The organism is Curtobacterium sp. NPDC090223, from assembly GCF_044746585.1.
In the GTDB taxonomy this organism is placed as follows: Bacteria; Actinomycetota; Actinomycetes; order Actinomycetales; family Microbacteriaceae; genus Curtobacterium.
Window position 1 is genome coordinate 575,730 of record NZ_JBIVCN010000001.1, and the last position, 25,492, is coordinate 601,221.

A 25,492-nucleotide genomic window follows, 5' to 3' on the forward strand; every position below is an offset into this window, starting at 1 on the left:
AGGCGCCGCCGGATTCGGCGGTGTCTCGGGCGCAGAGCGGCGTCTCACGCACAGGGCGGCGCCGCTCGCCGGGGTCCGGACCTGCCGCGCGCCCGCCGGGCGTCAGCGCGCGAGCGCCGCCGCCGCGAAGGCGCGGACCGCGTCGCGCGCGGCCGGCGGGTCGAGCACGACGGCGCGACCGGGCAGGCCCGCCACGAGCCGCACCACGCCGTCGAAGCCCGCGGACGCCGCGAGCCGGATGCGCACGCGACCGTCGGCGTCCGGCGCGTCGGCGGTGTCCGCCAGGAAGTCCGCGACCAGGGGCAGCGACGACGCGTCGAGCTCCAGGGTCACGATGACGTCCTCCGGGGTCTGCTGGAAGAGCGTGTCCGGGATGTCGACGTCGTCGGTGGAGTGCGTCGCCACGCGGTCGTCCACCTGGACGCCGGACATCCGGTCGAGTCGGAAGGTCCGCAGTGCCGAGCGGTCCAGGTCCCACGCGCGGAGGTACCAGTCGGTGTCGATCGACTCGACGCGGAGCGGGTCGACGCGACGCGTGCTGCCCTGGGTCCGCGGTCCGGCGTAGCCGAACACGAGCCCGCGCCCCTCGGACATCGCCCGTCGGATGGTCGTCAGCGCGGCGTCGTGGAGCTCCTGCCCGACGGCGACGTTCGCCGCGGCGCCACCGGCACCGCGGGACAGTTTCGCCATCAGCGCCCGGATCGCGTCGCGGTCGGCGGCCTCCGGCAGCGCGGAGAGGTACTGCAGGCCGGCGATGAGCGCCGAGGCCTCGCGCGCGGAGAGCCGCGGTGAGTCGTCGATCGCGACGAGGTTCGTCAGCACGATCATGTCGTTCTGCTCGAAGTCGTCCCAGGCGATGTCGAACAGGTCGCCGTGCTGGTACTGCATCGTCTCGCCGGGGATGCCGGACACCGCGATGAGCTCGACCGCACGGCGGATCCGGGTCTCCGGCACGCTGAAGTGGCGCGCCGCCTCGGCCACGGAGACGCGCTCCCGGTCGATCAGGTACGGCACCAGTGCCAGCAGGAACGCGAGCTTGTCCTGTGCCTGCAGCGGTTGCGCGTCAGCCACGGAGCACCCCTTCGCTGTGGTCGGCCACGAGGCCCTCGAGCCGGGCGACCACGCGGTCGCGGACCTCGGTGGGTTCGAGGACGCGGACCTCCGGCCCGAAGGCCGCGAGTTCCTCGGCGAGGATCTGCGGGTCGACGTAGTGCAGGACGAGCACGCCGTCGTCACCCACGGTGGTGTCCCGCCGACGACCGAGGCGCCGTTCGGCGTCCGACCCCGGCTCGACGGCGATCGTGGCGGTGCGCGACGACCAGATCCGGTCGAGCTCCGCGAGGGCACGCTCCCCCGCGCCCGCCGGAGCCGGGTGCTGCCCGGACTCGAACTGCGACACCGGTCCGACGATCCGGGACAGCAGGTAGTTCTTCTCGCCGCCGGTCGACGGCTCGTGGGCGGCGAGCATCCAGCGGCCGCCGTGCTGCACGAGCGCCAGCGGTTCGAGCGTGCGGCGACGGGGCTCGTGCTCCCCCGGCGTGATGTAGTCGAAGCGCACGGCTGCGGCGCGGTCGAGGGCCGCACGGAGCGGTTCGAAGGCGGCGTCCCGGGCGCGGAGGCGCGGCGCGTACGCCGTCATCCCGGCCACCCCGGCGGCGTCGTCGTCTCCCGCGGAACGCACCTTGAGCAGCGCGCGTCGGGAGTCCGAGGAGAGCGCGCCCTCGCGCCACGCCATCGCGGCGAGGGACAGGAGCGCGGACTCGTCCGGCGTGAACCGGACGTCGAGGGGCAGGTCGTACTCGCCCTTCGGGATCCGGTAGCGGAGCGTCTGGTTGTTGCCGGCCGCCCCAGGGGTCTCGATCGTCTCGAGCGGGATCCCGAGCTCGCGGACGTCGTCCTTGTCCCGCTCGAACTGGCGCTCGAGCGAGGCGTTGTCACCGCCGGTCGTGAACCGCTGGCGGTAGCCCTGGACGTTGGCGAGGATCTCGGACTTGGTCAGTCCCGACTCGGTCGACAGCAGCGCGAGCACGAGGCTGAACAGGCGTTCTTCCGCCGGTACGCGGGGCACACGGGTCGTCGGCACGAGGCGATTCTAGGACGTGACCGAGCCGAGCACGTCGATGACGTACGCGTAGGCGGCACCCTGCTGGTGGACGATCGCGAGCACCTGGTCGCCGACCTTCCGGCCGAGCAGCGCGGTGCGGATGCCGTCGTCGACCTGGCCCTTGGCGAGCGGCACGGTCTGCGCACCGGTGCCGTCGGTCCAGCTGGACCCCGCCACGGTGGAGTCGGTGCCCCACGTCACGGCGGTGTACTTGATGATCGCGGTGTCCTTGGCGGTGAGCACCGACCCGGAACCCTTGCGGAGCAGGTGTGTCTCGTTCGAGGACGGCGCGGCCTTCGTCGGCACCGTGATGCCGGGCGCGCCGTCGGGAGCCAGCACGACGGCGGGCATGCCGTCGCCGGCCAGCTGCGGGGTGCCGGTCGCGCGGGCGTCGAACGCCTTCTTCACGTCGATCACGGCGATCACCGCGGACTCGGCCTTCTTCGTCGAGACGCTGCCACCGCTGAGGGCGCTCTGCGGCAGGGCGACGGCGAGGCGGTCGCCGACGTTGGCGCACTCGAGGGCCTCGCCGAGGGCGCCGGCGTTCGTCGAACCGGCGGTGATCGGGGAGGTCGCTCCCGCGTACCCGCTCGTCTGCGCGACCTTGCCGGTCGAGCCGTCGACGAGCGTGTACTCGATGAGCACGGGGGTGCCGTCGTCGATGCGTCGCCCGTCGCCCTGCTTGAGGGTGGAGACCTGCGTGCCCTTCACGGTGAGGCCGCTCGGCACGGACACCTTCGGCTCCTTGCCGAACGCACCGGTGGCGGTGACGGCTTCCGAGGCGGCACCGGGAGCATCGCAGCTGGAGGGCGTGCTGCCGGCTCCGCTCGACGCGCACGCGGTCAGCGACGCGACCAGTCCGATGGTGACCAGGAGTGCGGGGATGGTGCGCACGGACCCTCTTTCCGTTCGATGCAGGACGAGCGACTGACGTAGCCTACCGGTCGGCGTGATCAGGACCGGCCGGGGAAGCGGTGGCGTCGAGGGCCTCGGCGGCGGCGACCTTCCGCGCCTGGGCTGCTGCCTGGCGCGCGACCTTGCGGAGCTTCTTGTCGCTGGCGGACCGTTCGCCGACGGCACCGGGGGTCCAGGCCTCGACGTCCTCGTCGGAGAACTCGGCCTTGCCTGCGCGACGCTTCAGGTTCGGGAGCACCACACCGTCCGCCAGACGGCGTGCGGTGACGAGGAACCCGGTGTGTCCGACCATGCGGTGGTCGGGTCGCACGGCCAGCCCCTCGACGTGCCAGGTGCGCACGAGCGTCTCGCTCGACTGCGGGTCGGTGAAGCGCCCGGTGTCGCGCAGGGCCTCGGCGGTGCGGCTCAGCTGCGTCACCGTGGCGACGTAGCAGACGATGAGGCCGCCGGGCACGAGGGCGTCCGCTGCGGCGTCGACGCACTCCCACGGCGCGAGCATGTCGAGCACCACGCGGTCGATGCTCTGCGGTTCGGTCGCGCCCGGGAGCTCCTCGACCAGGTCGCCCACCGTCACGCTCCAGTTGTCCGGGACGGCGCCGAGGAACGTGCCGACGTTGCCGCGGGCGATCTCGGCGAACTCGTCGCGCCGCTCGAAGGACTGCAGACGCCCGGTCGGACCGATGGCGCGGAGCAGCCAGAGCGAGAGCGCACCGGAGCCGACGCCGGCCTCGACCACGCGGGCGCCGGGGAAGACGTCGGCGAACGCGACGATCTGTGCGGCGTCCTTGGGGTAGACGATCGCTGCGCCCCTGGGCATCGACATCACGTAGTCGTTGAGCAGCGGGCGGAGCGCGAGGTACTCGTCCCCGGAGCTCGCCGTGATCACGGACCCGTCGGGCTGCCCGATGACGTCGTCGTGGGCGAGCATGCCTCGGTGCGTGTGGTAGATCACGCCCGGCTCGAGGGAGAGCGTCGTGAGCTTGCCCTTGGGGCCGGTGAGCTGGACCCGGTCGCCGGCGCGGAACGGGCCGCGGGGCGGGGTGTGCGGCGCGCCGCCGGCGGTGTGCGGCAGTTCGGCATCGAGCGGCGCTGCGCTGTCCTTCGGCAGTTCGGCGGTCATCGTGCGTTCCTCTCGGAGGTCCGGCGGGCCGCCAGCGCGGGCGAGGTGAGCTCGACCATGCGGTCGACGTCGACACCGGCCAGCGACGTCAGGTAGACGTCCCCGGCGGTCTCCGACAGCGGCACGATGTGCTCGACGGCGATCGTGACGGCGCCCGATGCGACCGCCGCGGCGACGCCGGTGGCCGAGTCCTCGATCGCGACGCAGGCGGTCGCATCGACACCGAGGTGCGCGGCGGCCGTCAGGTACGCCTCGGGGTGGGGCTTCGGGTGCTCGACGTCGTCACCGGCGACGACCACCTGGAAGCCGCGGTCCGCGAGGGCGTCCGCGGCGACCATGGCCATGCGGCGACGGGACATCGTGACGAGCGCGGTCGGGATGCCGCGGGCGTTCAGTTCCTCGACGAGTTCGCGCGCACCCGGACGCCACGGCAGGTCCCCGTGGGACAGCCGGTCCATCACGTAGGAGGTCATCCACTGGACGATCTCCTCGACCTCCATGTCGACGCCCTTGTCGCGCAGGATCTCCCCCGAGCGCTCGAGGCCGCTGCCCACCAGGGACAACCCGTCCTCGTGGGTCCACTCGGCGCCGTACCGCTCGGTCAGCTCCACTTGGGACTGCTGCCAGATCGGCTCGGTGTCGATGATCGTGCCGTCCATGTCCCACAGCACGGCTGCGGGCTGGACGAGGGCGGGAAGATGCGCGGTCACGGGCGACGAGTCTACCGGCGCACGCGGAGCGGACCCGCCCGAGGGGCCTACAGTGGATGCCTGATCGTGTCCGGTCGGTTGTGGACAGTTCGTACCCCGCACCGCCCCGCTCCACTCCATCACCAGGAGGTCCGCTCCGTGCCACAGCACTCCCCCTTCAACGACGGCCGGCTCCTGGTCGTCGCGTTCGAGGGCTGGAACGACGCCGGTGAGGCCGCAAGTGGCCTCGCGCGGCGGATCGTCGACGCGCTCGGCCTCGACGAGCTGCGGGAGATCGACGGGGAGCGGTACGTCGACTACCAGTTCAACCGGCCGAACGTCGGGAGCGACGACAACGGCGTCCGTGGCATCCAGTGGCCGCGCATCGTGCTGCACGGCCCCGGCGAGCTCGGCCGTCCGGTGATCGGCGCCGCCGGCTCCCCGGCGGAGCGCGACGTGTTCGTGCTCGTCGGCCCGGAGCCGTCCCGCACGTGGCGGGCGTTCTGCGCCGAGATCATCGACCTCGCGGACGTGTACTCCATCGACGCGGTCGTCTTCGTCGGCGCGATGCTCGCCGACGTCCCGCACACCCGGCCGATCTCCGTCTTCGTGTCGAGCGAGAACGCCTCGGTGCGCCAGGCGTTCGACGTCGACAAGTCCTCGTACGAGGGCCCGACGGGCATCCTCGGCGTGCTCTCCGACACGATGGACAAGGCCGGGCTCACCACGCTCTCGCTCTGGGCCTCGGTCCCGCACTACGTGCACAACGCGCCCTCGCCGAAGGCCACGCTGTCCCTCCTCGACAAGATGGAGGAGCTCACCGACGTCACCGTCCCCCGGGGCACGCTCCTCGACGACGCGACGCAGTGGGAGGAGGGCATCGACGCCCTCGCTGCCGACGACGAGGACATGGCGTCCTACATCGGGCAGCTCGAGCAGGCGCGCGACACCGTCGACTCCCCCGAGGCGTCCGGTGACGCCATCGCGCAGGAGTTCGAGCAGTACCTCCGCCGGCGCGAGCGCAAGGACGGCAAGGACGGGCCCGGCCAGGCGGGCGAGGGCCCGTGGCGGCCCCCGCAGCCGCCGCAGTAGCGCCCCGCGCTCGGCGCGCGTCCTCGACGGTGCCACCAACGGACGGGAGGCCCGGTGCCAGCTGGCACCGGGCCTCCCGTCCGTCCCGTGGTCGCGTGGTCTGGTAGCCGGCTCGAGGTTTCACGACTCGCCGCTCAGGTCCACCCGGGTTCCCACGATGGCCGGTCCGGCATCCCGAGATGCCAGAATTCTGAAACCTGGACCGGACGCGACGGACGCGGGACACGTTCGGGGGGACGCGTTCGACGGGACGAGCCGCGCCGGGTCAGCCGATGCGGATGCCGAGGAGCGCGTCGACGAGGTCGACGAGCTCCGGCGTGCTGCGCGTCCCGCCGGCGATGGCGGTGTCGACCGCGGCGACCGCGCCGGGCGTGTCGAGGTCGTCCGCCACGCGGGCCCGGATCCGGGTCGCGACGTCCGCCGCGTCGTCGGCGTGTCCCGCGCCGCCGGCCGCCCAGGCGTCCCAGGTGCCGAGCCGACGCACCGCGCTCGCGAGCTCGGCGTCGAACCACTCCCAGTCGTCCGAGTACCGGTGCGAGAGCAGCGCGAGCCGGATCGCCCGCGGATCGGCGCCGTCGTCGAGCAGTCCGCGCACCGTGACGAGGTTCCCGAGGGACTTCGAGATCTTCTCGCCCTGGTACGCGATCATCCCGGTGTGCACGTAGGCGTTCGCGAGCGGCTGGTGCGCCAGGGCGGCGGCGTGCCCCGCACTCATCTCGTGGTGCGGGAAGACCAGGTCGCTGCCGCCGCCCTGCACGCTGATCGGCAGGCCGAGGCGGTCCCCCGCGATGACGCTGCACTCGATGTGCCAGCCGGGTCGCCCCTCGCCGACGGGCGACGCCCAGCTCGGCTCGCCGTCGCGGACGGCACGCCAGAGCAGCGGGTCGAGCGGGTCGCGCTTGCCGGCACGGTCCGGGTCGCCGCCGCGCTCGGCGGACAGCGCGAGCATGGTGTCACGGTCGAGCCCGCTCTCGTCGCCGAGCACCCAGGCCTCGGTCGGGCGCTGCACGTCGAAGTAGACGTCGTCGCCGGGGCTGTCCGGCGTCGGCACGGTGTAGGCGTAGCCGGTCTCCTGCAGGAACGCGACCGCCTCGGCGATGCGCTCGACCTCGTCCGTGACGGCGACGAAGTCGTCCGGGGGCAGGATGCGGAGCGACTCCATGTCACGGCGGAACAGGTCGATCTGCGACGCCGCGAGGTCCCGCCAGTCGACGCCGTCGCGTGCCGCGCGCTCGAGCAACGGGTCGTCCACGTCGGTGGTGTTCTGCGCGTACTCGACGTCGAGGCCGGCGTCGCGCCAGGCCCGTCCGAGGGTGTCGAACGCCAGGTACGTCGCCGCGTGGCCGAGGTGCGTGGCGTCGTACGGCGTGATGCCGCAGACGTAGAGCGCGGCGCGGTCCTCGCCGCGGGTCGGGTCCACCGGTCTGCCCGCGGCCGTGCCGTGCACGACCGGACGCGGGGCGTTCCCGGGGACCTCGGGGACGTCTGGGGCCTCCCAGGCCCTCACGGCTGGATCACTCCGAGCGACAGCAACACGATGAGAACGATACCGAGTGCCACCCGGTAGTAGACGAAGGGCATGAAGCTGCGCTTGCTGATGTAGTTCATGAACGCCGCGATCACGACGAAGCCGACGCCGAACGCGACCACCGTGGCGATGGCCGTGTCGACGACACCGAACGGCGCCCCGGTGTCCCCGAGCGACGTCGCCGCCTCGTACAGGCCGGAGAGGAACACCGCGGGGACCGCCAGGAGGAACGCGAACCGGGCTGCGGCGGCGCGCGTGTACCCGAGCGCCAGACCCATCGAGACGGTCGCCCCGGACCGGGAGACGCCGGGGACGAGCGCCAGGACCTGCGCGAGGCCGATCAGGATCCCGCCGCCGAACGTCATGTGCTCGATGCGGCGCTCCTTGCGGCCGACGCGGTCGAGCACGCCGAGCACGATGCCGAACCCGATGAGGACGATCGCGACGATCCACAGTGAGCGGAAGGTGGTCTCGATGGTGTCCTGCAACAGGAGCCCGACCACTCCGATCGGGATCGTGCCGAGGATGACCAGCCACCCGAGACGGGCGTCCGGGTCGTTCCGCGGGACCCGGCCGGAGAGCGACTGGAACCAGCGCCGCACGATCCGGGTGATGTCACTCCAGAAGTAGATGAGCACGGCGGTCTCGGTGCCGAGCTGGGTCACGGCGGTGAAGGCCGCGCCCGGGTCCTGCGCGTCCGGCAGGAACAGGCCCACGATGCGCAGGTGCGCGCTGGAGGAGACGGGCAGGAACTCGGTGAGTCCCTGCACGAAGCCGAGGAAGATGGCCTCGAGGATGTGCACTGGCGCGGCCTTTCGGGTCGGCGTCGGTCGTGTCGGTCGTCGCCCGGTTCGGCTGTGACCTGATCCCGGCGACCAGCCAGTATGTCAGTACGAACCCAGGAGGTCGCCGAGCACACGCCGCCCGAACGCCAGCGAGTCGAGCGGCACGCGCTCGTCGACGCCGTGGAACATCGCCGGGAAGTCCACACCGGCCGGCAGCTGCAGCGGGACGAAGCCGTAGCCCGCGATCCCGAGCGTCGACAGCGCCTTGTTGTCGGTCCCGCCGGACAGCAGGTACGGCAGCACCGGAGCGCCGGGGTCGTGTCGGCCGAGGACGTCCCGCACGGCGTCGACCAGCGGGCCGCCGAAGTCCTGCTCGAGGCCGATGTCGCGGAAGGACATCACGACCTCGACGTCGTCGCCGGCGAGTTCCCGCACGCGCTCGAGCACCGATTCCTCGTCCCCGGGGAGGCACCGGATGTCGATGAGCGCCTCGGCGGAGTCGGGGATGACGTTGTGCTTGTACCCGGCCTGCAGCACCGTCGGGTTCGTCGTGGTGTGGAGTGCGGCGTGGATGAAGCGCGCCGCGGAGCCGGTGGCGAGGGCGACCTCGTCCGGGCCGGTCACCGCGGGGTCGACGCCGAGGAACCGGGCGATCTCGGACACCATCGCGTCGGTCGTGGCCGAGAGCCGGACCGGCCATTCCTCGCTGCCGATGCGGGCGACCGCGGCGGCGAGCTTGGTCACGGCGTTGTCCTTGATCACGTGCGAGCCGTGCGCGGCCGTCCCCGTCGCGACGAGCTTGATCCACATCAGGGCCTTCTCGCCCGTCTGCAGCAGGTACGCGCGCCGGTCACCGAGGGTGATCGAGTAGCCCCCGACCTCGCTGATGGCGGCCGTCGCGCCGTCGAAGACCTCGGGGTGGTTCGACACGACGTGGTGCGAGCCGAGGACTCCCCCGGCTTCCTCGTCCGCGAAGTAGGCGATCACGAGATCCCGCTCGGGTGCCCCCTGCGCGGCGACGACGTCCCCGAGCGCGGTGAGCATCATCGCGTCCATGTTCTTCATGTCCACGGCGCCGCGGCCCCAGAGCATGCCGTCCCGGACCTCGCCGCCGAAGGGGTCGACGCTCCAGTTCGCGGGGTCGGCCGGCACGACGTCGAGGTGCCCGTGCACCACGAGCGCCGGCTTCGTCCGGTCACGCCCCGGGATGCGTGCGACGACACTGACGCGGTCCGGTTCGGACTCGAACAGCTGCGGGGCGAACCCGAGGTCGCGGAGCTTCGCCTCGACGTAGTGCGCGGCTTCGGTCTCGCCGCGGGACTTGCCGTCGCCCCAGTTCGTCGTGTCGATCCGGATGAGGTCCCTGGCGATCGACGCGGTGGCCTCGAGCTCGCTGTCGGTGGCCGTCGTGGTGCCCTGGGGATCCGTCATGCCCCCACGCTACCGGCCGCCCCCGACGCCCCTGTTCCTCGTGACGCCGCGGGACGCGCCCGGGATGCACGCCCGTGTTCAGCAGCCGTTCAGAGCCGTGCTAATGTCTTCTCCGGCAGCAACGCCGGGGAAACCCGCCGGAGCGGCCGACACAAGTGAAGAACACCTGTCCGGGTGGCGGAATTGGTAGACGCGCTAGCTTGAGGTGCTAGTGCCCGTATTAGGGCGTGGGGGTTCAAGTCCCCCCTCGGACACGCAGTGTTGAGACACGCGGCGAACGGCTCACCTTCGGGTGGGCCGTTCGTTTTTGTGCGCCCGGTTCGGCGCAGCCGTGTGGCACCCTCCTTCCGACACGACGCCGCTCGATCGACTTCCGCCGTGTCGACCCATGCACGCGCACGACCCGCGCAGACACACGAGAGGCCCGGCGCCAAGCGGCACCGGGCCTCCCGTGTGTGGTCGGCTACTTCGTCGCGTCGACGAACGCGCGACGCGGGTCGGTCTCCTTGATCAGCGACGTTGCATCGCGACCGGAGACGGCACCGGTCACCCAACCGATGATGATGCGCGCCTTGCGGTTCAGCGTCGGCATCGCGTACACGTGGTAGGCGCGGTGGGCGAGCCAGGCGAGCACGTTGGTCATCTTGATGCCCTTGATGTTCGCGGCGCCCTTGCCGACCCCGTACGACGCGACGGTGCCGATCGACGGGTGGCGGTACTCCTCGAGCGGCTTGCCCGTGATCGTCGCAACGACGTTGTCCGCGGCCACGACGGCCTGACGGACGGCGTTCTGCGCGTTCGGCGGGTAGTACGCCGGCTGCTTGTCGGCGGTCAGGTCCGGCACCTGCGCGACGTCGCCGAGGCCCCAGACACCCGGGACGACCTCGTGGGTGTCCTCGGCCTCGACCTGGAGCTTCGCGTTGGCGGCGAGGTGCCCCTTCGGTCCGCGCGGCAGGTCGGACGCGTCGAGGAGCGGGTTCGGCTTCACGCCGGCGGTCCAGACGAGCAGGCCGGTCGCGAACTCGTCGCCGTCGGAGAGCTTGACGACGCCGCCCTCGCAGCTCGGCATGGTGGTCTTCAGACGGACGTCGATGCCGCGGGCGCGGAGGGACTCCAGGGTCCACTTCGAGAGCTCGGGGCCGACCTCCGGTGCGACGCGGTCGAGCGCGTCGATGAGCACCCAGCGCGGCTGCTCCCCCGCCAGCGACGGGTAGGTCTTGATGGCGGCCTGCGACACGTCGAAGAGCTCGCCGATCGCCTCGACGCCGGTGTACCCGCCACCGATGAAGATGCTGGTGAGCAGACGACGACGCTCGTCCTCGTCACGCGTGGCAGCGGCCTTCGCGATGTTGTCCAGGAGCTTCGCGCGCACGAAGGCGGCTTCCTCGACGCTCTTGAAGCCGACGCCCACTTCCTCGAGCCCGGGGGTCGGGAAGGTGCGCGTGACGGAGCCGAGCGCGACGACGAGCTGGTCGTAGCCGAGGGTGCGGTCGTCGCCGCCGGCCGTGGCGATCGACACCGTCTTGTCGGCGGCGGAGATCGCGGTCACCTTGCCCTGGATGACGCGGGTCTTGCGGAGCGCACGACGGAGCTCGACCGTGACGTCCTTCGGGTTGATGTGGCCGCCGGCGACCTCCGGCAGGAACGGCAGGTACGTGTAGTACGTGTTCTGGTCGACGAGGGTGATGCGCATCGGCACCGTCGCTGCGTGCTTCTGCAGCTGCTTGACGGTCGTGTAGCCAGCGGAGCCGCCACCGAGGACGAGGACGTGAGGGATCGAATCTGCCATGAGTCCGGTCTACTCGATCCGGGCTTGCAACGTCATGATCGCCGCGCAGATTACCGAGAACCCACCCTGATCAACGACGCATGTCGCGCAACCGCCACCACGCGGTCTCCGCGAGGTCGAGGCCCGTGAAGACCCCGTGCGCGGTCCGGCGGGACTCGACCAGGCTGAAGCGCCGCAACCGGTAGCCACCACCGAAGCGGTCGATGATCGCCTCTGGTGAGGACTCCTCCGAGCGCTTCACGAGCCACGTCCGGTCGTCGACGGCGACGATCACGCGCGCACCGGGAGCCGACGACTCACCGACGCCCGCCGATCCGGGAGCGCAGGATGTCGATGCGCTTCTGGATCTGCTCGATGCTGGCCTGCGCGACGGCCGGGCCACCGCTGATCCGCCGGAGCTCGGCGTGGATCGACCCGTGCGGCTCGTTCGAGTGCCGGGACCAGATCGACACGAGCCGCTGCAGCTCGGAGCGCTGCTCCTTGATGGTCATGTACATCGGCCGGTCCGGCTCGGGAGCCTTCGGGGTCCCGTCCTTCACCGCACGACCCTTGGAGCGCTTGGCTTGGGTGGCCTGTCGCGCGCGGAGCAGGTCGCGCACCTGGTCCGGCTCGAGCAGTCCGGGGATGCCGATGAAGTCGAGCTCTTCCAGGGAGCCGATCTCGCCGCCGGTGCCGAACTCGCCACCGTCGTAGAGCACCCGGTCGAACGAGGCCTGCGAGTCGAGCGCCTCGAACGGCTGCACGTCGAGCAGGCTCTCCGAGGCGCGGTCTTCCTTGTTGGCCTCGGCGACCATCGCGTCCTCGGGGTTGTACATCCCGTCGTCGGCGTCCTTCGGGCGGTCGAGGGCGTGGTCCCGTTCGAGCTCGAGGGTCGCGGCGAGGGCCATCAGCCCTGGCACGCTCGGCAGGAACACCGACGCGGTCTCACCGCGGCGACGGGCCCGCACGAAGCGGCCGATCACCTGGGCGAAGAACAACGGCGTGCTGGCGCTGGTCGCGTACACGCCGACGCAGAGCCGCGGGACGTCCACGCCCTCCGACACCATCCGCACCGCGACCATCCACCGCGAGGTGTCCGCGGCGAACGCGCCGATGCGGCTCGAGCCCGCTGCCTCGTCCGAGAGGACGACCGTCGGCCGCTCCCCCGTGATCTGCTGCAGGATCCGGGCGTAGGCACGCGCGGTCGTGGTGTCCGTCGCGATGACGAGTCCACCGGCGTCCGGCACACCGCGACGGACCTCGGTCAGGCGCTTGTCCGCGGCGGAGAGCACCGCGGGCATCCACTCGCCCTCTGGTGAGAGCGCCGTGCGCCAGGCCTGCGCGGTGATGTCCTTCGTGACCTGCTCCCCCAGGGACGCCGACATCTCGTCGCCCATCCGGGTCTTCCAGCGCATCTGCCCGGCGTACGCCATGAACAGCACCGGGCGGACGACGCCGTCCTGCAGAGCGCGGCCGTAGCCGTAGTTGTAGTCGGAGATGGAGGTGCGGATGCCCTGCTCGTCGGGGGCGTACTGCACGAACGGGATCGGGGCGGTGTCCGAGCGGAACGGCGTGCCGGAGAGGGACAGACGGCGCGTGGCACCGCTGAACGCCTCTCTGATGCCGTCGCCCCAGGTCAGGGCGTCGCCGCCGTGGTGGACCTCGTCGAGGACGACCAGGGTGCGGCCGCCCTCGGTGATCTTCTTGTGGACCTCGGGGTTCATGCCGACCTGGGCGTAGGTGATGGCCACGCCCTGGTAGTGCCGGCCGAACATGCCGTCGCCGTTCTTGAACATCGGGTCGATGCGGATGTTCACGCGGTCGGCGGCGTCGGCCCACTGGCGCTTGAGGTGCTCGGTCGGCGCCACGACGACGATCCGGTCCACGGTGCCGCGGGCCAGGAGCTCGGTGGCGAGGCGGAGCGCGAAGGTCGTCTTGCCGGCGCCGGGCGTTGCCGCTGCCAGGAAGTCGCGCGGCTCGGTCTCGAAGTACTTCGTGAGCGCTTCGACCTGCCAGGCGCGGAGCTTCGACGCGGTACCCCACGCCGCGCGGTCCGGGAACGCCGGGGACAGGTGCTCGGCGGCCGCGTTGCCCGCGATCTCCGCCAGCTCGGCCGGCGCGAGTTCGGTGGAGCCCGGTGCGGGATCGACCGTGGCCGGCGCGAGTTCGGCTGACGACACCGGGGCCGGATCGGGGTGGACACCGCCGGCCGCGGCGGACTGCTGCTGTTCGTACTCCGCTGCGCTCACTTCAGGCGATTCTACCGTCACCCGATGTCCTGCCGGGCATGCGGCGGGCGCTGCTCGGGCGTGCCGCGGACGAGCGATGCCGGTCGCAGCACGCCGGCGCCGAAGCGTGCGGTGACCGCGTCGACCGTGGTCTCGGTCTCCCGCCACGGCGCGTCGTCGTCCCACAGCGCGTTGCTCGCCGCGGTCGGCACGAGGTTCTCCCCGCGGACGCCGATCAGCCGGATCCGGTTGCCCTGGCGGTGCAGGACGTCGTAGAGCTCGACGGCTTCGCGGTGGATCCGGCGGGCGACGTCGGTCGGCTCGGCGAGGGTGCGGGACCGGGTGAGCGTGGTGAAGTCGGTGTACCGGACCTTGAGCGCGATCGTGCGGGCCTGCACGTCGGCACGACGCATGCGGACCGCGACCTTCTCGGCGAGCCGCAGGAGTTCACGGGCGACGGCGTCGCGCTCGGTGAGGTCGGTGCCGAACGTGACCTCGTGCCCGATCGACTTCTCTCCCACGGCGGTGTCGACGACCCGGGGATCGCGACCCCAGGACAGGTCGTGCAGGCGCTGTCCGCCGGCCGGGCCGAGCGCGGACACCAGCGAGCCGAGCGGCGTGGTGGCGAGGTCACCGACGGTGCGGATGCCCCGGCGCTCCAGGGTCTCCTGGGTCTTGCCGCCGACACCCCACAGGGCCGACACGGGCTGCGGGTGCAGGAACGCCACCGTGTGCTCCGCCGGCACCACGAGGAGTCCGTCGGGCTTGGCACGACTGGAGGCGAGCTTGGCGACGAACTTCGTCGAGGCGGCGCCGACCGAGCAGTGCAGCCCGGTCTCCGCGAAGACCTGCTGTCGGATCGCCCGGCCGATCTCCCACGGCGTGCCGTACAGCCGCACGGCGCCCGCGACGTCGAGGAAGGCCTCGTCGATGCCGAGTCGTTCGACCCGCGGGGTGAACTGTTCGAAGACGTGCATCACGGCCGCGGACTTCGCCTGGTACTTCTCGAAGTGCGGCTCGACGATGACGGCGTTCGGGCACCGGCGTTTCGCGACGGCCATCGGCATCGCGGAGTTCACTCCGTACTTGCGGGCTTCGTACGTGGCCGCGGTGACCACCGAGCGGTCCGAGTCGTGGCCGACGATGACGGGCAGCCCGACGAGGTCGGGGCGGTCGAGCAGTTCGACCGAGGCGAAGAACGCGTCCATGTCGACGTGCAGCACCGTCGCGGTCACGTCCGCGACCGGTCGGTCGGAGACGAGCCGGTTGCGTCCGTCCTGCTTGCTCACGTGCCGATGGTGCCACCGACCGCCGACATCCGGGTGACGGCACCCGCGACGACGGGCATCCCGATGCGCTCGGCGAAGAGCGCGAGCGCCTCGTCGATGCGGCCGAGGGCGTGCGCACGAGCGCGGAGCGCGTCCCCGGGGGCGCCCGGGTCGGCGGCGGCGACCACGCCGTCCAAGCGGTCCGTGATCCGCGTCCACACCGGGGCCCCGGACACCGCGGCGGCCGACGCACCAGCGTCACCAGCCGCGGCAACAGACGCACCAGCACCAGCCGCGGCATCCGACGTCCCAGCGCCACCAGCGCCACCGGCGCCACCACCCGTACCGGGTCCGCCCGTCACGACCCGCTCCGCCAGCCGCTCCACCGACCCGGCGAGGACCTCGGCCGCACCACGCAGGGACTCGGGGACGTCTGCCGGGGCCGCACCGGGCCTCCCGGCCAGCTCCCTGGCGAACGTCGCCGCCGCCTGCAGGGACGCACGCATCCGCGCGTCCGCGCGCGCCGGCCCACCCGTCGGGAACCGGACCATCGGCTTGAGGACCGCCTCCAGCTGGTAGGTGGCGGCGTCGACGGCACGCGACCGGGCGCGCAGGTCGGGCACCGGACTGGAGGCCGGGGTCGGGTCCGCAGCGTCGGCGGACCCCGTCTCGTCGACGTCCACCCCGACGGTCGCCAGCACGAAGGCGCGCACCGCGACCAGTTGCCGCTGGACGGCCCGCCGGACCACGCTCCGCGTGGCGAGCGGCAGGACCACGACGCTCACGAGGATGGCGATGGTCGCGCCGAGCAGGTTCTCGGCGAGCCGGATCGGGATGAGCGCGTCCGTGAAGGTGCCGGAGAAGTCGTACACCTGGCAGAGCACGACGACCAGGCACGCGGCCCAGACGGCGTACACCCCGCCGAAGCCGTACGTCCCGACGGCGAGCAGCACGCAGACGAGCACGATCGTCACCCAGGGGTGCTCGGTCCCGAGCACGTGCACCAGGGCGATCCCGACGGCGCCGCCGACGATCGTGCCGACACCACGGTGGATGCCCTTCCGGACGCGCTCGTGGGTCGTGTTCGTGCCGGCGAGGACGATCATCACGCCGATGACCCCCCAGTAGAACCGGCTGCCGTCGAGGAGCAGCGCGAGCGGCTCCGTGATCGCCACCGCGATCGCGGCGTGCACGGCGGTGCGGAGCGACGCGGTCATGTGCAGACGGCGCCACGGGCCCTCGGCGACGGCGTCGGCGACGACCGGGACGGCCCCCGCCGGACGGCCGCCGGCCAGGATCACCGGCGAGGCGAACGGCACGCCGTCGCCGGACCGCGGCAGTTCGTCGGCGACGTCCCGCCAGCGCAGTCCCGCGGTACGGAGGTCGGCGAACTCGCGCGCCATCCGGTGCACGAGCACGGTGGTGCGCGACGCCGGGTCCGCTGCCGAGGCGGTGACGGCGAACCGTGCGGCCAGGGTCCGTCCGGCGTCGTCGCCCGCGCTGCCGCCGTGCCGCAGGACGATCGTGACCGCGCGGAGCGCCGCGTGCCGGACGTCCTCGGGTGCGCCCTGCTCGACGAGCGTCGCGGCCGCACGCCCCAGCTCGTCGATGGCGAAGTGCGTGTCGAACACCAGGCGGTGCAGTTCGTCGGCGGCGTCGGTGCCACTGGCAGCCAGCATGCCGTCGACCGTCAGCGCGATCTCGTGGTACTGCGAGCGGCGACGGGCCAGGCGGCGGAGTGCGCGGCTGCGGGCACGCGAGTCGTCCGCGACGGCGAGGGCGGCTGCCGACGCCTCGAGGACGTCGGCGCCGCGGGCCAGGAACCCGCGCCGGGTCCGGAGCAGGGAGCGGTACGCGTCCGGCCGGAGGAACGCGGAGCGGATCACGATCGTCGCCGCCAGGGACGCGGCCACGACGAGGGACAGCGGCAGGACGCTCGTCTCCGGCAGCGGCAGGAGCAGCCCGCACAGGTACCCGGCGAACGCGACGATCGCGGCGTCGGACGCCCACTTGCCCCACTGGAAGGCGAGGAACTGCACGAAGAGCAGCACCACGATGAGCACGAGCTCGAGGATCCGGTACGGGTGCAGTGCGATGCTGCCGGCGAGTGCGGCGACGAACGGCACGATGACGGCACCGGTCCGGCCGGCGACCCGGCCGGCGCTCGGGTCGACGATGACCAGGCACGTGATGAACGCCGGCATCGCGCCGATCATCAGTCCGAGGATCGCCGGCAGACCGAAGGCGAGCGCGACGCCGTAGCCGACGGCCATGCCCGCGGGGACGCAGAGCAGGGTGCGGAGGGCGCCCTCGCTCTTCACGAACCCCGGATCGAGGACGAGGAGCCGGTCCCAGAGTCGCTGTCGCGGGCTCCGCAGGCGTGGCGGGAGGCGGTGCGTCGGTGCTGGTCGGCGGTCCGTCGTCACGTGCGGGAGGCCTCCGGCTTCGTCTGGGCTGTGCGGACACCAATAGTACCGCAAGCGAACTACTGGCCGGACTCCCCGCCGATCGGGCCCAGCACCTCGGCGGCGATCGTCCGTGCCGCGGAGTCCCGCGACGACGGGTGGTACTGCCCCGCCCGGACGTCCCGTGCCAGCCGGGCCAGCTCGGCCGACGCCCGGTACGCCCCACCGCCCACCACCCGCATCGCCTCGTCGACGACGTGCTGGGCGGTGTCCACCGCGCGTGCCTTCGTCCCGACCAGCAGCGGGAACCAGCGCGCGCCGTGGTCCTCGAGCTCGTCCACGTCTCGGGCCAGGGCGTCGACCTGCAGGGCGATCGCGTCGACCGCACCGCGCACGTCCGCGACCGCTCGTCGCACGTCCGGGTCGTCCGACCGCGGGGTGCCGTCCATCGCCTGGCGCGCACGGACCTGCGCGACCGCCAGCTCGAGGGCACGGGTGGCGATGCCGACGTACACCGAGGCGATCAGGAGCTCGAACGCGGCGAACACCCCGAACACGAGCGGGTCGGCGCTCGGCCCGACCGGCAGCGTGCGCACGATCCGGTCCGCCGGCACGTGCACCCCCTCGAGCAGGGTGGTGCGGCTCTGCGTCGCCCGCATCCCCAGGGTGTCCCAGTCGTCGAGGTGCCGCACACCGCCGTCGGCGCGCAGGACGAACCCGTGCACCAGCCGCGGTGACTCGCCCGTCGAGTCCTTCCCGAACACGCTGAGGACGTCCCACGCGGGCGCGAGCGAGGTGAAGACCTTCGTCCCGGTGAACCGGTAGCCGCCCGACCCGTCGGGCTCGGCGGTCGTCAGCGAGTCGAACAGCACGCGGTCGTTGCCGGGTTCGCTCACCCCGAAGGCGAGCAGGCGGTCCGCCGCGGCGTGGTCCGTGACGGCCTGGAGGAACGACCCACCTCGCGCGGACACGCTACGGGCCGCCTGCACCCACACCTGGTGCATCCCGAGCGCCAGCGCCGTCGCCGGCGCGGCTCCGGCGATGCGCCGCTGCACGGCCGCGGTGGCGCGGAGCCCGAGCCCGCTGCCGCCCTCCGGGATCGGCACGCCGATCCGCAGGTACCCCGCCGCGCGGAGCTCGTCGAGGTCCTCGGCGCAGAACGCGTTCTCGGCGTCGTACCGCGGAGCACGCTCGGCGATCCGGGCGAGCAGGTCCTCGGGGACGGTCCACGGCTTTGCCTTCGTCATGGCACGAGACTATGTTCCGATGCGTGTCAGATCGTCATCCCTGGACCAGGTACGTCGCGATCGGTGACTCCTTCACCGAGGGACTCGGGGACCCCGACCCGACCGTGCCCGGCGGGCACCGCGGGTGGGCCGACCGGGTCGCCGAGGTCCTCGCGAACCAGACCGACGACTTCGCCTACGCCAACCTCGCGATCCGCGGACGGCTCCTGCAGCAGATCATCGACGAGCAGGTCGAGGAGGCCCTCGCGCTCGGCCCGGACCTGATCACGGTGTCGGCCGGCGGCAACGACATCATCCGCCCCGGCTCCGACCCGGACGAGATCGCCGCGCGGTTCGACCGCGTCGTCGGCGACCTCCGCCGGGACGGTGCGACCGTCGTGGTCTTCACCGGTCCCGACGTCGGGATGACCCCGGTGCTCGGCCTCGTCCGCGGCAAGGCGGCGATCTACAACGAGCACCTGCACGCCATCGCACTGAAGCACGACGCCCTCATCGCCGACATGTGGGCGCTCCGGGTGCTCCGCGACCCGCGGATGTGGGCGCCGGACCGGCTCCACCACTCCCCGATGGGCCACGCGACGATCGCAGCGGCGGTGCTCGACGCGCTCGGGGTCGACCACGAACTCGCACCGTTCAACCCGGAGCCGCTCGCCGCCCGGCCGTGGCGTGAGGCCCGTGCCGAGGACCTCGGATGGGCGCGGGAGTACCTCGTGCCGTGGGTCGTCCGGCGGATCCGGCACACCTCGTCCGGCGACGGCGTCAGCCCGAAGCGCCCGGAACTGCAGACGATCGTCGAGCACCGGAGCGACACGCCCTAGGCTCGGCGGTCGCGGGTCGGCTCAGGCGCCCTCGAACGGGTTCGTCCAGCGCCACCAGATGCCCGGGTCCGGGATCTCCTGTTCCAGGACCAACGGCACGGTGACCGCCTCGTGGTCGGTGATGGTGAAGCGCACCCGGCCGATGCGCTCCCCCTTGGTGCCGGTCGTCACCGAGTCGAGCTTCGTCGTCGCCCTGACCGTGGTCTTCCCCCACACCAGGACCTCGGAGGCGGCCTTCGTCACGGCGTCGGTCTCGTCCTTCCACGGGGTCGAGTAGGTGCCGAACGACTGCCCGGCGTGCGTCAACGTCACGACGTGGAAGTTGTCCGCGACGGAGTGCAGCAGCCGCTGGACGTCGACGTCGAGGGCGTCGTGGTCCACGCCGCCGAGCATCGCGCCGATGACCGTGACGGTCTTGCCGCCCCGCTCGTACGTCGCGGCGAAGAGCAGGCACGCCCCGGCTTCGTCGAGGGTGCCGGTCTTGATCCCCTCGACGCCGTCGATGCCGAGGAGCTTGTTCGAGTTCTCGATGTCGCCGACGCCGGGGACGGTGACCGCCTTCGTGCCGACCACCTCCTTCACCACGGGGTTCGCCAGCGCGAGCTGCCCGAGGTCGACGAGGTCGGTGGCCGTGGACTCGTTCGCCGCGTCGAGGCCGGTCGGTTCGTGGATCGTGGTGTCGTCGAGCCCGTGCTCCTGCAACCACGAGGCCGCGGCCGTCCGGTAGGCGTCGAGCGAGCCGAACGCCCAGATCGCCAGGGACCCGGCGTAGTTGTTCGCCGACTTCATGAGCATGACCTGCAGGGTCTGGTACTCCGACAGCCGCAGCCCGGACGGCATCGGGGCGACCTCCCCGTCCACCGCGAGGTACTTCGCGTAGAGCCCCTCCATCTCTGGCGTGAAGGCGATCGTCGGACCGGCCTGCCCCTGCGACAACGGCTTCGCGTCGAGCACCACGAGTGCGGTGACGACCTTCGAGATGCTCGCGATCGACCGCGGCTTCGTGTCACCGCTGGTCCGCAGGCTCTCCGGGAAGTCCGTGGCCTCGACCGCGGTGGCGCCGTAGGACGGGAACGTCAGCGACGGCAGCGTCGCCGTCGGGGCGGCGTACGACGTGGTCGTGGCGCTCGCCGGCGAGAACGGGACCACGGCGGCCGCGACGAGGTACGCGATCGCCAGGGTCAGGACGGCGACGACCGAGATCGTCACGGGCCTCCGGACGGCGGAACGGGGGCGGCGGACGACACGTGACACGGGAATCGAGCGTACCGGGGGGCGGTACCGGCCGTCTGTGGAACCGCCGGGGTGTGGAGAAGGCGGGTCCGGCCTCCCGTCCGAACGCGCCGTGGACTCGCCGCCGGGCCGGACGTGCCGGCGCTGGGCTCGACACCGGGCCGGGCGTGCCGGCGGTGGGCTCGCTACCGGGCCGGGCGTGCCCGCTGCGCGGCGGCGACGGCCCACAGACCGACGGCGCTCGCCGCGGCCACGTTGAGGGAGTCCACGCCGTGGTGCATCGGGATGCGCACCGTCGTGTCGGCGGACGCGATCGCGGCCGGCGTGAGGCCCTGCCCCTCGGTGCCCATCACGAGTGCGACCCGCTCCGGGACGTCCGCGGCGAACTCGTCCAGGTCCACCGAGCGGTCCGTCAGCGCCATCGCGGCGACGTGGAACCCCTGCGCGCGGAGTTCCTCCCCCGCCTCGGGCCAGTCGCCGATCCGGGTCCACGGGACCTGGAGCACCGTGCCCATGCTCACCCGCACGCTCCGGCGGTACAGCGGGTCGGCGCAGCGCGGGCTGACCAGCACGGCGTCCGCGCCGAGTCCGGCGACGCTCCGGAACACCGCGCCGACGTTGGTGTGGTCGACGATGTCCTCGAGGACGACGACCAGGCGCGCGTCCCGGACGACGTCGGCCACGCTCGGCAGCTCCGGGCGCTGCATCGAGGCGATCGCGCCGCGGTGCATCCGGAACCCGGTGAGCTCCTCGAGCAGGGCGTCCGGGCCGACGAAGACCGGGCCGTCGTGGTCGGCGACGAGCGGCAGGACGTCCTCGAGCCACTTCTCCTGCACCAGGACGCTGCGGGGAACGTGCCCGGCGCGGATAGCCCGCTCGATGACCGTGTTCGACTCGGCGATGTACAGGCCGCCCTCGGGTTCCGAGACCCGGCGGAGCGCGACGTCGGTCAGGCGCTGGAAGTCGTCGAGGCGGGGGTCGTCGAGGGTGTCGATGCGGACGGGGTGCACGGGTCTCGTTCCGGTGGTGGTCTTCGTGGGAAGTGGCGGGGGCGGTCGGCTGTTGAGGGTACCGTGAACGTGATGGCGACGAGCGACGCGACCGACGGGACACCCGCTGTGATCGACGGCCTGGACCAGGTCGTCGACCTGCTCGCGGGCAAGCGCGTCGCCGTGCTGTCCGGGGCGGGGCTCAGCACCGACTCCGGCATCCCGGACTACCGCGGCGAGGGGCGGCGGGTGCGGAAGCCGATGACCTTCCAGGAGTTCCGCGCCGACCCCGGCAAGCGGCAGCGGTACTGGGCCGGCTCGCACCTCGGCTGGCGCACGTTCGCCGCGGCCCGGCCGAACGCCGGACACCGGGCGCTCGCGGCACTCGAGGAGTCGGGCACCGTCGCCGGCATCATCACGCAGAACGTCGACGGGCTCCACCTGCGCGCCGGCTCCCGGCGCGTGGTCGAGATCCACGGCTCGATGGACCGCGCGCTCTGCCTGACCTGCGGACAGGTCTTCGCCCGCGCCGACCTCGCCGCGACGCTCGATGCGCTCAACCCCTGGATCGACGAACCGGGGTCCGTGGCGCTGCAGCCCGACGGGGACGTCGAGATCACGGACGTCGACCGCTTCGTCGTGCCGGACTGCTCGGTGTGCGGCGGGATGCTCAAGCCGGACGTGGTCTTCTTCGGGGAGTTCGTGCCCACCGAGAAGTTCAGCGAGTCGGTCTCGATCGTCGCGGACGCCGATGCACTGCTCGTCGTCGGGTCTTCGTTGACGGTGAACTCCGGCGTGCGACTCGTCGACCACGCCGCCCGCCGCAAGCACCCCGTCGTCATCGTGAACCGCGGCGACACCCGCAGCGACCGCCGGGCAGCCGTGAAGATCGACGCCGGGACCACCGAGACCCTGGTCGCACTGGCGTCCCGGCTCGCTCCGCCCGGCGCTCTGTCATGATCGACGTGTGACGACCCTCCTCTACCTCGTCCGGCACGGTGAGACCGACTGGAACAAGCAGCGCCGCATCCAGGGCTCCACGGACATCCCGCTGAACGACACCGGGCGGGCGCAGGCCATCGAGACCGCGGCGCTCCTGGCCCGGCGGTCCTTCGACGCCGTGGTCGCGTCACCGCTCGTCCGGGCGTACGAGACCGGGTCGATCATCGCGACGCGGCTGGGGCTGCCGGAGCCGGCCACGTACGCCGGGCTCGCCGAGCGCTCCTACGGTGACGCCGAGGGCCTGACCGACGACGAGGTCCTGGCGCAGTACCCGGACGACGTCATCCCCGGGCGGGAGTCCCGCGCGGCGCTGCTCGGTCGTGTGACGGAGACCCTCGGGGAGATCGCGGTGCGGTTCGACGGCGGCGTGATCGTCGTCGCGACCCACGGTGCGGTGATCCGGAGCGTCGTCAACGCGGCGGCTCCCGGGACCGCCGACCGGCACCACACGCCGATCCGGAACGGGTCCGTGCACTCGTTCCGGTGGGACCCGGAGCGGTTCCACGCCGAGCTGGTGCGGTTCGACGACCCCATCGAGGACGTCTCGGAGGCGCCGGGCAAGTACGCGTTCGACTACCAGAACCCGCTCGAGCGCCGGAGTTAGGACCGCCGGGCGCCGGGCGTCGGACGCCGGGCGCCGGGGCTAGGGGCCGCTGAAGAACCCGCCGAGTCCGGTCGCTCCGTCCGGCCGCGCGGCCTTCGCCTGCGCTGTCCGGATCTCCTGCGCACCGTCGTCACCCGTGTGTGGCGCCAGCGGATCGTCGAGGCCCTCGAGCGACTTGGCGCGACGGGCCCCGGTGATGGCGAACACGACGCACATCGCGACGAGTGCGGCGAACACGATCAGCAGTGTGGCGAACATCACGGCCCCTCTCCGTTGCCCCCAACCGTACCGAGCGCCGTCGCCGCCGTCGACCGACGTCGCACTCCGCCGCACTCCGTTGCGGGATCGTTGCCCGCGGCCCCGTCCAACCTGCCCCGCCCGGACTACGATCCTGTTCACCCAACGGCCCGGACCCGCGCGTGAGGGGGCGACATGACGACGGACGGAACCGGCCCGAGCGGCCGCCACCGGAACTGGTCAGCGCAGGACGACGACGACCTGGACCGCGCCTTCGGTCCCGACACCGCCTCGGTCCCGGTCCGCACCACACCCCAGCGGGTGCGGTCCTGGTCGCTGCTCCTCGCCGGGGTCGTCGTGGTCGCCGTGGTCCTGGTCGTCGCGCTCTCCACGATCATCGGCAGCGTGCAGTCCGGCGTGGGCGGGATCTTCCCCCGACCGGACGCGACGCTCGCGGACTTCACCGCACGGGCCCGGACGATCGACGGTGTCGCCGGCACCGCCACCGCCGAGCCGACCAAGACCTCGTTCGCGAGCTACGACGTGACGGCGACCGTCAGCGCGACCCCGGGGCTCGCCGACGCCGCGCGGACGGACCTGGTCGACCGGCTCAGCGCAGCTGCGGCCGACGCGAGCGGCAACGGCGTCCACGTCTGGGCCGTCGCGGACTTCGGCGACGTCGAGGTCGGGGTCTCCCCCTCGGACCGGCGCACCGAACAGCGGCTGGCGTTGGCATGGGAGATCCGTGCCGTCCCCGGCGTGCAAGAAGTGCACTGCCTCTGGGCGACCGGCGGTGAGAGCCGTTCGGACGAGCCCTCGGGGCAGGCGGTCACCGTCGAGACGGCACCGACCGGGGTGGACCAGCGCGCCGTGCAGACACGGGTCGCCGACGCCGTGCACGAGGTGTTCCCGGACGCCACCGTCCAGGTCACCCCCGCGAAGTCCTGACCGGGCCGGCCGGTCAGCCCCGCGCCTCCACGGCACGCTCGACGGCCTGGACGACCTGCTCCGCCGAGTCCGACCACCGGAACCGTCCCGCGCGTTCGATCGACGCCGCCGACGCCTGGTCCCACCGGGACTCGACCCGGCGCACCGCAGCCGCCACCGCGGACGGCGACGCCGGGTCGAAGTACTCCGCCACGTCCCCGCCGATCTCCCGGAAGATCGGGATGTCACTCACCGCGACGGGCGTCCCGACCCCCATCGCCTCGACGAGCGGGATGCCGAAGCCCTCGTCGTACGACGCCGTGACGAGCGCCGTCGCGGAGCGGAGCGCGTCGAGGTACTCCTCGTCCGAGGCCCCGTCGTGGAACACCACCGCGCCCGGCCCGGCCAGCGCCGACAGCCGCGCACGGTCCGCCTCCGTGACCCGCGACATGCAGTGCAGCGTCCAGTCCGCCCCGAGCAGCGGCAGCGCGGCCACGAGCGTCTCGACGTTCTTGTACGGCATGAACGAACCCATGTAGACCAGCGTCCGAGAGCGGCCGTCGGCAGGCGAGCGCACCGCCGCCGGGTCGGCCGCGTTGTACGCCACGGTGACGGGACGCTTCGTCAGCCGGTGCGCCGCGATCAGTCCGGCGGTCGTCGCCGACACCGTCACGACCCCGTCGGCGCCGTTCAGCAGCATCCGCTGCGGCCACCACGCCAGGTGGAACGCGCGCCACCCGAGCCGGAGCGGCCACGAGAACTCCCGCGGTGGCGTCCGGTTCCGGTAGTAGATCAGGTCGTGCAGCGTCAGCACGAGCGCGTAGTCACGCCCCCTGGAGCCCATCGTCTGCATCGGCGAGAACACGGCGTCGAGGCCGAGCCGGTTCACGTGCCGCGCGACGAGCGGTTCGCCCGCGTCGGTCGGCGCCGGGATCAGCTCCCACGGCATCCCGTCCGGCAGCGAGGCGAGCTGCCGCTCGTCGTTGACGAGCAGCACGAAGTCGTGCCGGTCCGGCAGGTTCGTCACGACGCCGGCGGTGAACCGGCTGATCCCGTCGTGCCGTCCGATGCGCACGTACCGGCAGTCGATCCCGATCCGCAG

General features: G+C 72.4%; 23 protein-coding genes and 1 tRNA gene. 6 read left to right on the plus strand and 18 right to left on the minus strand.

What is annotated here, in order from left to right; genetic code table 11:
- Nucleotides 1-102: 102 nt before the first annotated feature.
- The 5 genes from ACIPJY_RS02740 to ACIPJY_RS02760 are packed head-to-tail and all read right to left on the minus strand — an operon-like array spanning nucleotide 103 to nucleotide 4,849.
- Nucleotides 103-1,071: a helix-turn-helix transcriptional regulator gene (locus tag ACIPJY_RS02740; RefSeq protein WP_400459744.1), complete on the minus strand. Its 969-nt coding sequence runs from the start codon at nucleotides 1,069-1,071 to the stop codon at nucleotides 103-105.
- Complete coding sequence (locus ACIPJY_RS02745) at nucleotides 1,064-2,083, minus strand: helix-turn-helix transcriptional regulator (RefSeq protein WP_400459741.1); 1,020 nt, start codon at nucleotides 2,081-2,083, stop codon at nucleotides 1,064-1,066. The genes ACIPJY_RS02740 and ACIPJY_RS02745 overlap by 8 nt, the downstream gene beginning before the upstream one ends.
- 9 nt (nucleotides 2,084-2,092) lie before the next feature.
- On the minus strand, nucleotides 2,093-2,998 hold the full coding sequence (locus ACIPJY_RS02750) for an FKBP-type peptidyl-prolyl cis-trans isomerase (RefSeq protein WP_400459738.1): 906 nt from the start codon (nucleotides 2,996-2,998) through the stop codon (nucleotides 2,093-2,095).
- 43 nt (nucleotides 2,999-3,041) lie between these two features.
- Nucleotides 3,042-4,139 carry a tRNA (adenine-N1)-methyltransferase gene (locus tag ACIPJY_RS02755; protein WP_400459735.1) on the minus strand — a complete coding sequence of 366 codons (1,098 nt, stop codon included), beginning with the start codon at nucleotides 4,137-4,139 and terminating at the stop codon, nucleotides 3,042-3,044.
- On the minus strand, nucleotides 4,136-4,849 hold the full coding sequence (locus ACIPJY_RS02760) for an HAD family hydrolase (protein ID WP_400459732.1): 714 nt from the start codon (nucleotides 4,847-4,849) through the stop codon (nucleotides 4,136-4,138). The genes ACIPJY_RS02755 and ACIPJY_RS02760 overlap by 4 nt, the downstream gene beginning before the upstream one ends.
- A gap of 138 nt (nucleotides 4,850-4,987) precedes the next feature.
- Between ACIPJY_RS02760 and ACIPJY_RS02765 the strand changes: the two genes are divergently transcribed.
- On the plus strand, nucleotides 4,988-5,920 hold the full coding sequence (locus ACIPJY_RS02765; RefSeq protein ID WP_400459730.1) for a PAC2 family protein: 933 nt from the start codon (nucleotides 4,988-4,990) through the stop codon (nucleotides 5,918-5,920).
- A gap of 265 nt (nucleotides 5,921-6,185) precedes the next feature.
- Here the strand turns inward: ACIPJY_RS02765 and mshC are convergent, their stop codons facing one another.
- The 3 genes from mshC to ACIPJY_RS02780 all read right to left on the minus strand — a co-directional run bounded on the left by mshC (nucleotide 6,186) and on the right by ACIPJY_RS02780 (nucleotide 9,664).
- Nucleotides 6,186-7,427 carry a cysteine--1-D-myo-inosityl 2-amino-2-deoxy-alpha-D-glucopyranoside ligase gene (gene mshC, locus ACIPJY_RS02770; protein ID WP_400459727.1) on the minus strand — a complete coding sequence of 414 codons (1,242 nt, stop codon included), beginning with the start codon at nucleotides 7,425-7,427 and terminating at the stop codon, nucleotides 6,186-6,188.
- On the minus strand, nucleotides 7,424-8,251 hold the full coding sequence (locus ACIPJY_RS02775; RefSeq protein WP_400459725.1) for an undecaprenyl-diphosphate phosphatase: 828 nt from the start codon (nucleotides 8,249-8,251) through the stop codon (nucleotides 7,424-7,426). Before ACIPJY_RS02775 ends, mshC begins: the two co-directional genes overlap by 4 nt.
- Nucleotides 8,252-8,335: 84 nt before the next feature.
- Nucleotides 8,336-9,664, minus strand: a complete 1,329-nt coding sequence (locus ACIPJY_RS02780) for a M20/M25/M40 family metallo-hydrolase (protein ID WP_400459722.1) — start codon at nucleotides 9,662-9,664, stop codon at nucleotides 8,336-8,338.
- 168 nt (nucleotides 9,665-9,832) lie between these two features.
- Between ACIPJY_RS02780 and ACIPJY_RS02785 the strand changes: the two genes are divergently transcribed.
- A tRNA-Leu gene (locus ACIPJY_RS02785) sits at nucleotides 9,833-9,918 on the plus strand.
- 209 nt (nucleotides 9,919-10,127) lie between these two features.
- Here ACIPJY_RS02785 and ACIPJY_RS02790 read toward each other — a convergent pair.
- The 6 genes from ACIPJY_RS02790 to ACIPJY_RS02815 form a co-directional block, all read right to left on the minus strand.
- The gene (locus ACIPJY_RS02790) at nucleotides 10,128-11,453 is read right to left on the minus strand and encodes an NAD(P)/FAD-dependent oxidoreductase (RefSeq protein ID WP_400459719.1); all 1,326 of its coding nucleotides are present in this window, start codon (nucleotides 11,451-11,453) and stop codon (nucleotides 10,128-10,130) included.
- Nucleotides 11,454-11,523: 70 nt separating this feature from the next.
- On the minus strand, nucleotides 11,524-11,727 hold the full coding sequence (locus ACIPJY_RS02795; RefSeq protein WP_400459717.1) for a hypothetical protein: 204 nt from the start codon (nucleotides 11,725-11,727) through the stop codon (nucleotides 11,524-11,526).
- Between the two features lie 22 nt (nucleotides 11,728-11,749).
- Entirely contained in the window at nucleotides 11,750-13,540 is a 1,791-nt protein-coding gene (locus ACIPJY_RS02800) for a DEAD/DEAH box helicase (protein WP_400460883.1), read from the minus strand.
- 158 nt (nucleotides 13,541-13,698) lie between these two features.
- A complete protein-coding gene (gene dinB / locus ACIPJY_RS02805; protein ID WP_400459714.1) occupies nucleotides 13,699-14,949 on the minus strand; it encodes a DNA polymerase IV in 1,251 nt (416 codons plus the stop codon).
- Nucleotides 14,946-17,354, minus strand: coding sequence for an FUSC family protein (locus tag ACIPJY_RS02810; RefSeq protein WP_400459711.1), 2,409 nt, complete (start codon nucleotides 17,352-17,354; stop codon nucleotides 14,946-14,948). Before ACIPJY_RS02810 ends, dinB begins: the two co-directional genes overlap by 4 nt.
- Before the next feature lie 59 nt (nucleotides 17,355-17,413).
- The gene (locus ACIPJY_RS02815; RefSeq protein ID WP_400459708.1) at nucleotides 17,414-18,580 is read right to left on the minus strand and encodes an acyl-CoA dehydrogenase family protein; all 1,167 of its coding nucleotides are present in this window, start codon (nucleotides 18,578-18,580) and stop codon (nucleotides 17,414-17,416) included.
- 11 nt (nucleotides 18,581-18,591) lie between these two features.
- On the opposite strand from ACIPJY_RS02815, the gene ACIPJY_RS02820 reads away from it, so the two are divergent.
- Complete coding sequence (locus ACIPJY_RS02820; protein ID WP_400459705.1) at nucleotides 18,592-19,398, plus strand: SGNH/GDSL hydrolase family protein; 807 nt, start codon at nucleotides 18,592-18,594, stop codon at nucleotides 19,396-19,398.
- A 21-nt stretch (nucleotides 19,399-19,419) separates the two neighbouring features.
- On the opposite strand, the gene ACIPJY_RS02825 is transcribed toward ACIPJY_RS02820, so the two are convergent.
- On the minus strand, nucleotides 19,420-20,652 hold the full coding sequence (locus tag ACIPJY_RS02825) for a D-alanyl-D-alanine carboxypeptidase family protein (protein ID WP_400459702.1): 1,233 nt from the start codon (nucleotides 20,650-20,652) through the stop codon (nucleotides 19,420-19,422).
- A 164-nt stretch (nucleotides 20,653-20,816) separates the two neighbouring features.
- Complete coding sequence (locus tag ACIPJY_RS02830) at nucleotides 20,817-21,641, minus strand: TrmH family RNA methyltransferase (RefSeq protein ID WP_400459699.1); 825 nt, start codon at nucleotides 21,639-21,641, stop codon at nucleotides 20,817-20,819.
- 72 nt (nucleotides 21,642-21,713) lie between these two features.
- On the opposite strand from ACIPJY_RS02830, the gene ACIPJY_RS02835 reads away from it, so the two are divergent.
- Nucleotides 21,714-22,580 (plus strand): Sir2 family NAD-dependent protein deacetylase, encoded by an 867-nt coding sequence (locus ACIPJY_RS02835; RefSeq protein WP_400459696.1) that lies wholly within the window; start codon nucleotides 21,714-21,716, stop codon nucleotides 22,578-22,580.
- 7 nt (nucleotides 22,581-22,587) lie between these two features.
- On the plus strand, nucleotides 22,588-23,226 hold the full coding sequence (locus ACIPJY_RS02840) for a histidine phosphatase family protein (protein WP_400459694.1): 639 nt from the start codon (nucleotides 22,588-22,590) through the stop codon (nucleotides 23,224-23,226).
- A 39-nt stretch (nucleotides 23,227-23,265) separates the two neighbouring features.
- Here the strand turns inward: ACIPJY_RS02840 and ACIPJY_RS02845 are convergent, their stop codons facing one another.
- Nucleotides 23,266-23,484, minus strand: coding sequence for a hypothetical protein (locus ACIPJY_RS02845; protein ID WP_400459691.1), 219 nt, complete (start codon nucleotides 23,482-23,484; stop codon nucleotides 23,266-23,268).
- 174 nt (nucleotides 23,485-23,658) lie between these two features.
- Between ACIPJY_RS02845 and ACIPJY_RS02850 the strand changes: the two genes are divergently transcribed.
- Entirely contained in the window at nucleotides 23,659-24,411 is a 753-nt protein-coding gene (locus ACIPJY_RS02850) for a hypothetical protein (protein ID WP_400459688.1), read from the plus strand.
- A gap of 13 nt (nucleotides 24,412-24,424) precedes the next feature.
- Here the strand turns inward: ACIPJY_RS02850 and ACIPJY_RS02855 are convergent, their stop codons facing one another.
- Nucleotides 24,425-25,492: a glycosyltransferase family 4 protein gene (locus tag ACIPJY_RS02855; RefSeq protein ID WP_400460881.1), complete on the minus strand. Its 1,068-nt coding sequence runs from the start codon at nucleotides 25,490-25,492 to the stop codon at nucleotides 24,425-24,427.

What these genes read in the sequence shown, in the direction of transcription:
- ACIPJY_RS02755 (WP_400459735.1), bottom strand. Translation starts at nt 4,139, where the DNA reads ATGACCGCCGAACTGCCGAAGGACAGCGCAGCGCCGCTCGATGCCGAA.
- ACIPJY_RS02780 (WP_400459722.1), bottom strand. Translation starts at nt 9,664, where the DNA reads ATGACGGATCCCCAGGGCACCACGACGGCCACCGACAGCGAGCTCGAG.
- ACIPJY_RS02790 (WP_400459719.1), bottom strand. Translation starts at nt 11,453, where the DNA reads ATGGCAGATTCGATCCCTCACGTCCTCGTCCTCGGTGGCGGCTCCGCT.
- ACIPJY_RS02815 (WP_400459708.1), bottom strand. Translation starts at nt 18,580, where the DNA reads ATGACGAAGGCAAAGCCGTGGACCGTCCCCGAGGACCTGCTCGCCCGG.
- ACIPJY_RS02820 (WP_400459705.1), top strand. Translation starts at nt 18,592, where the DNA reads ATGTTCCGATGCGTGTCAGATCGTCATCCCTGGACCAGGTACGTCGCG.
- ACIPJY_RS02835 (WP_400459696.1), top strand. Translation starts at nt 21,714, where the DNA reads ATGGCGACGAGCGACGCGACCGACGGGACACCCGCTGTGATCGACGGC.
- ACIPJY_RS02845 (WP_400459691.1), bottom strand. Translation starts at nt 23,484, where the DNA reads ATGTTCGCCACACTGCTGATCGTGTTCGCCGCACTCGTCGCGATGTGC.
- ACIPJY_RS02850 (WP_400459688.1), top strand. Translation starts at nt 23,659, where the DNA reads ATGACGACGGACGGAACCGGCCCGAGCGGCCGCCACCGGAACTGGTCA.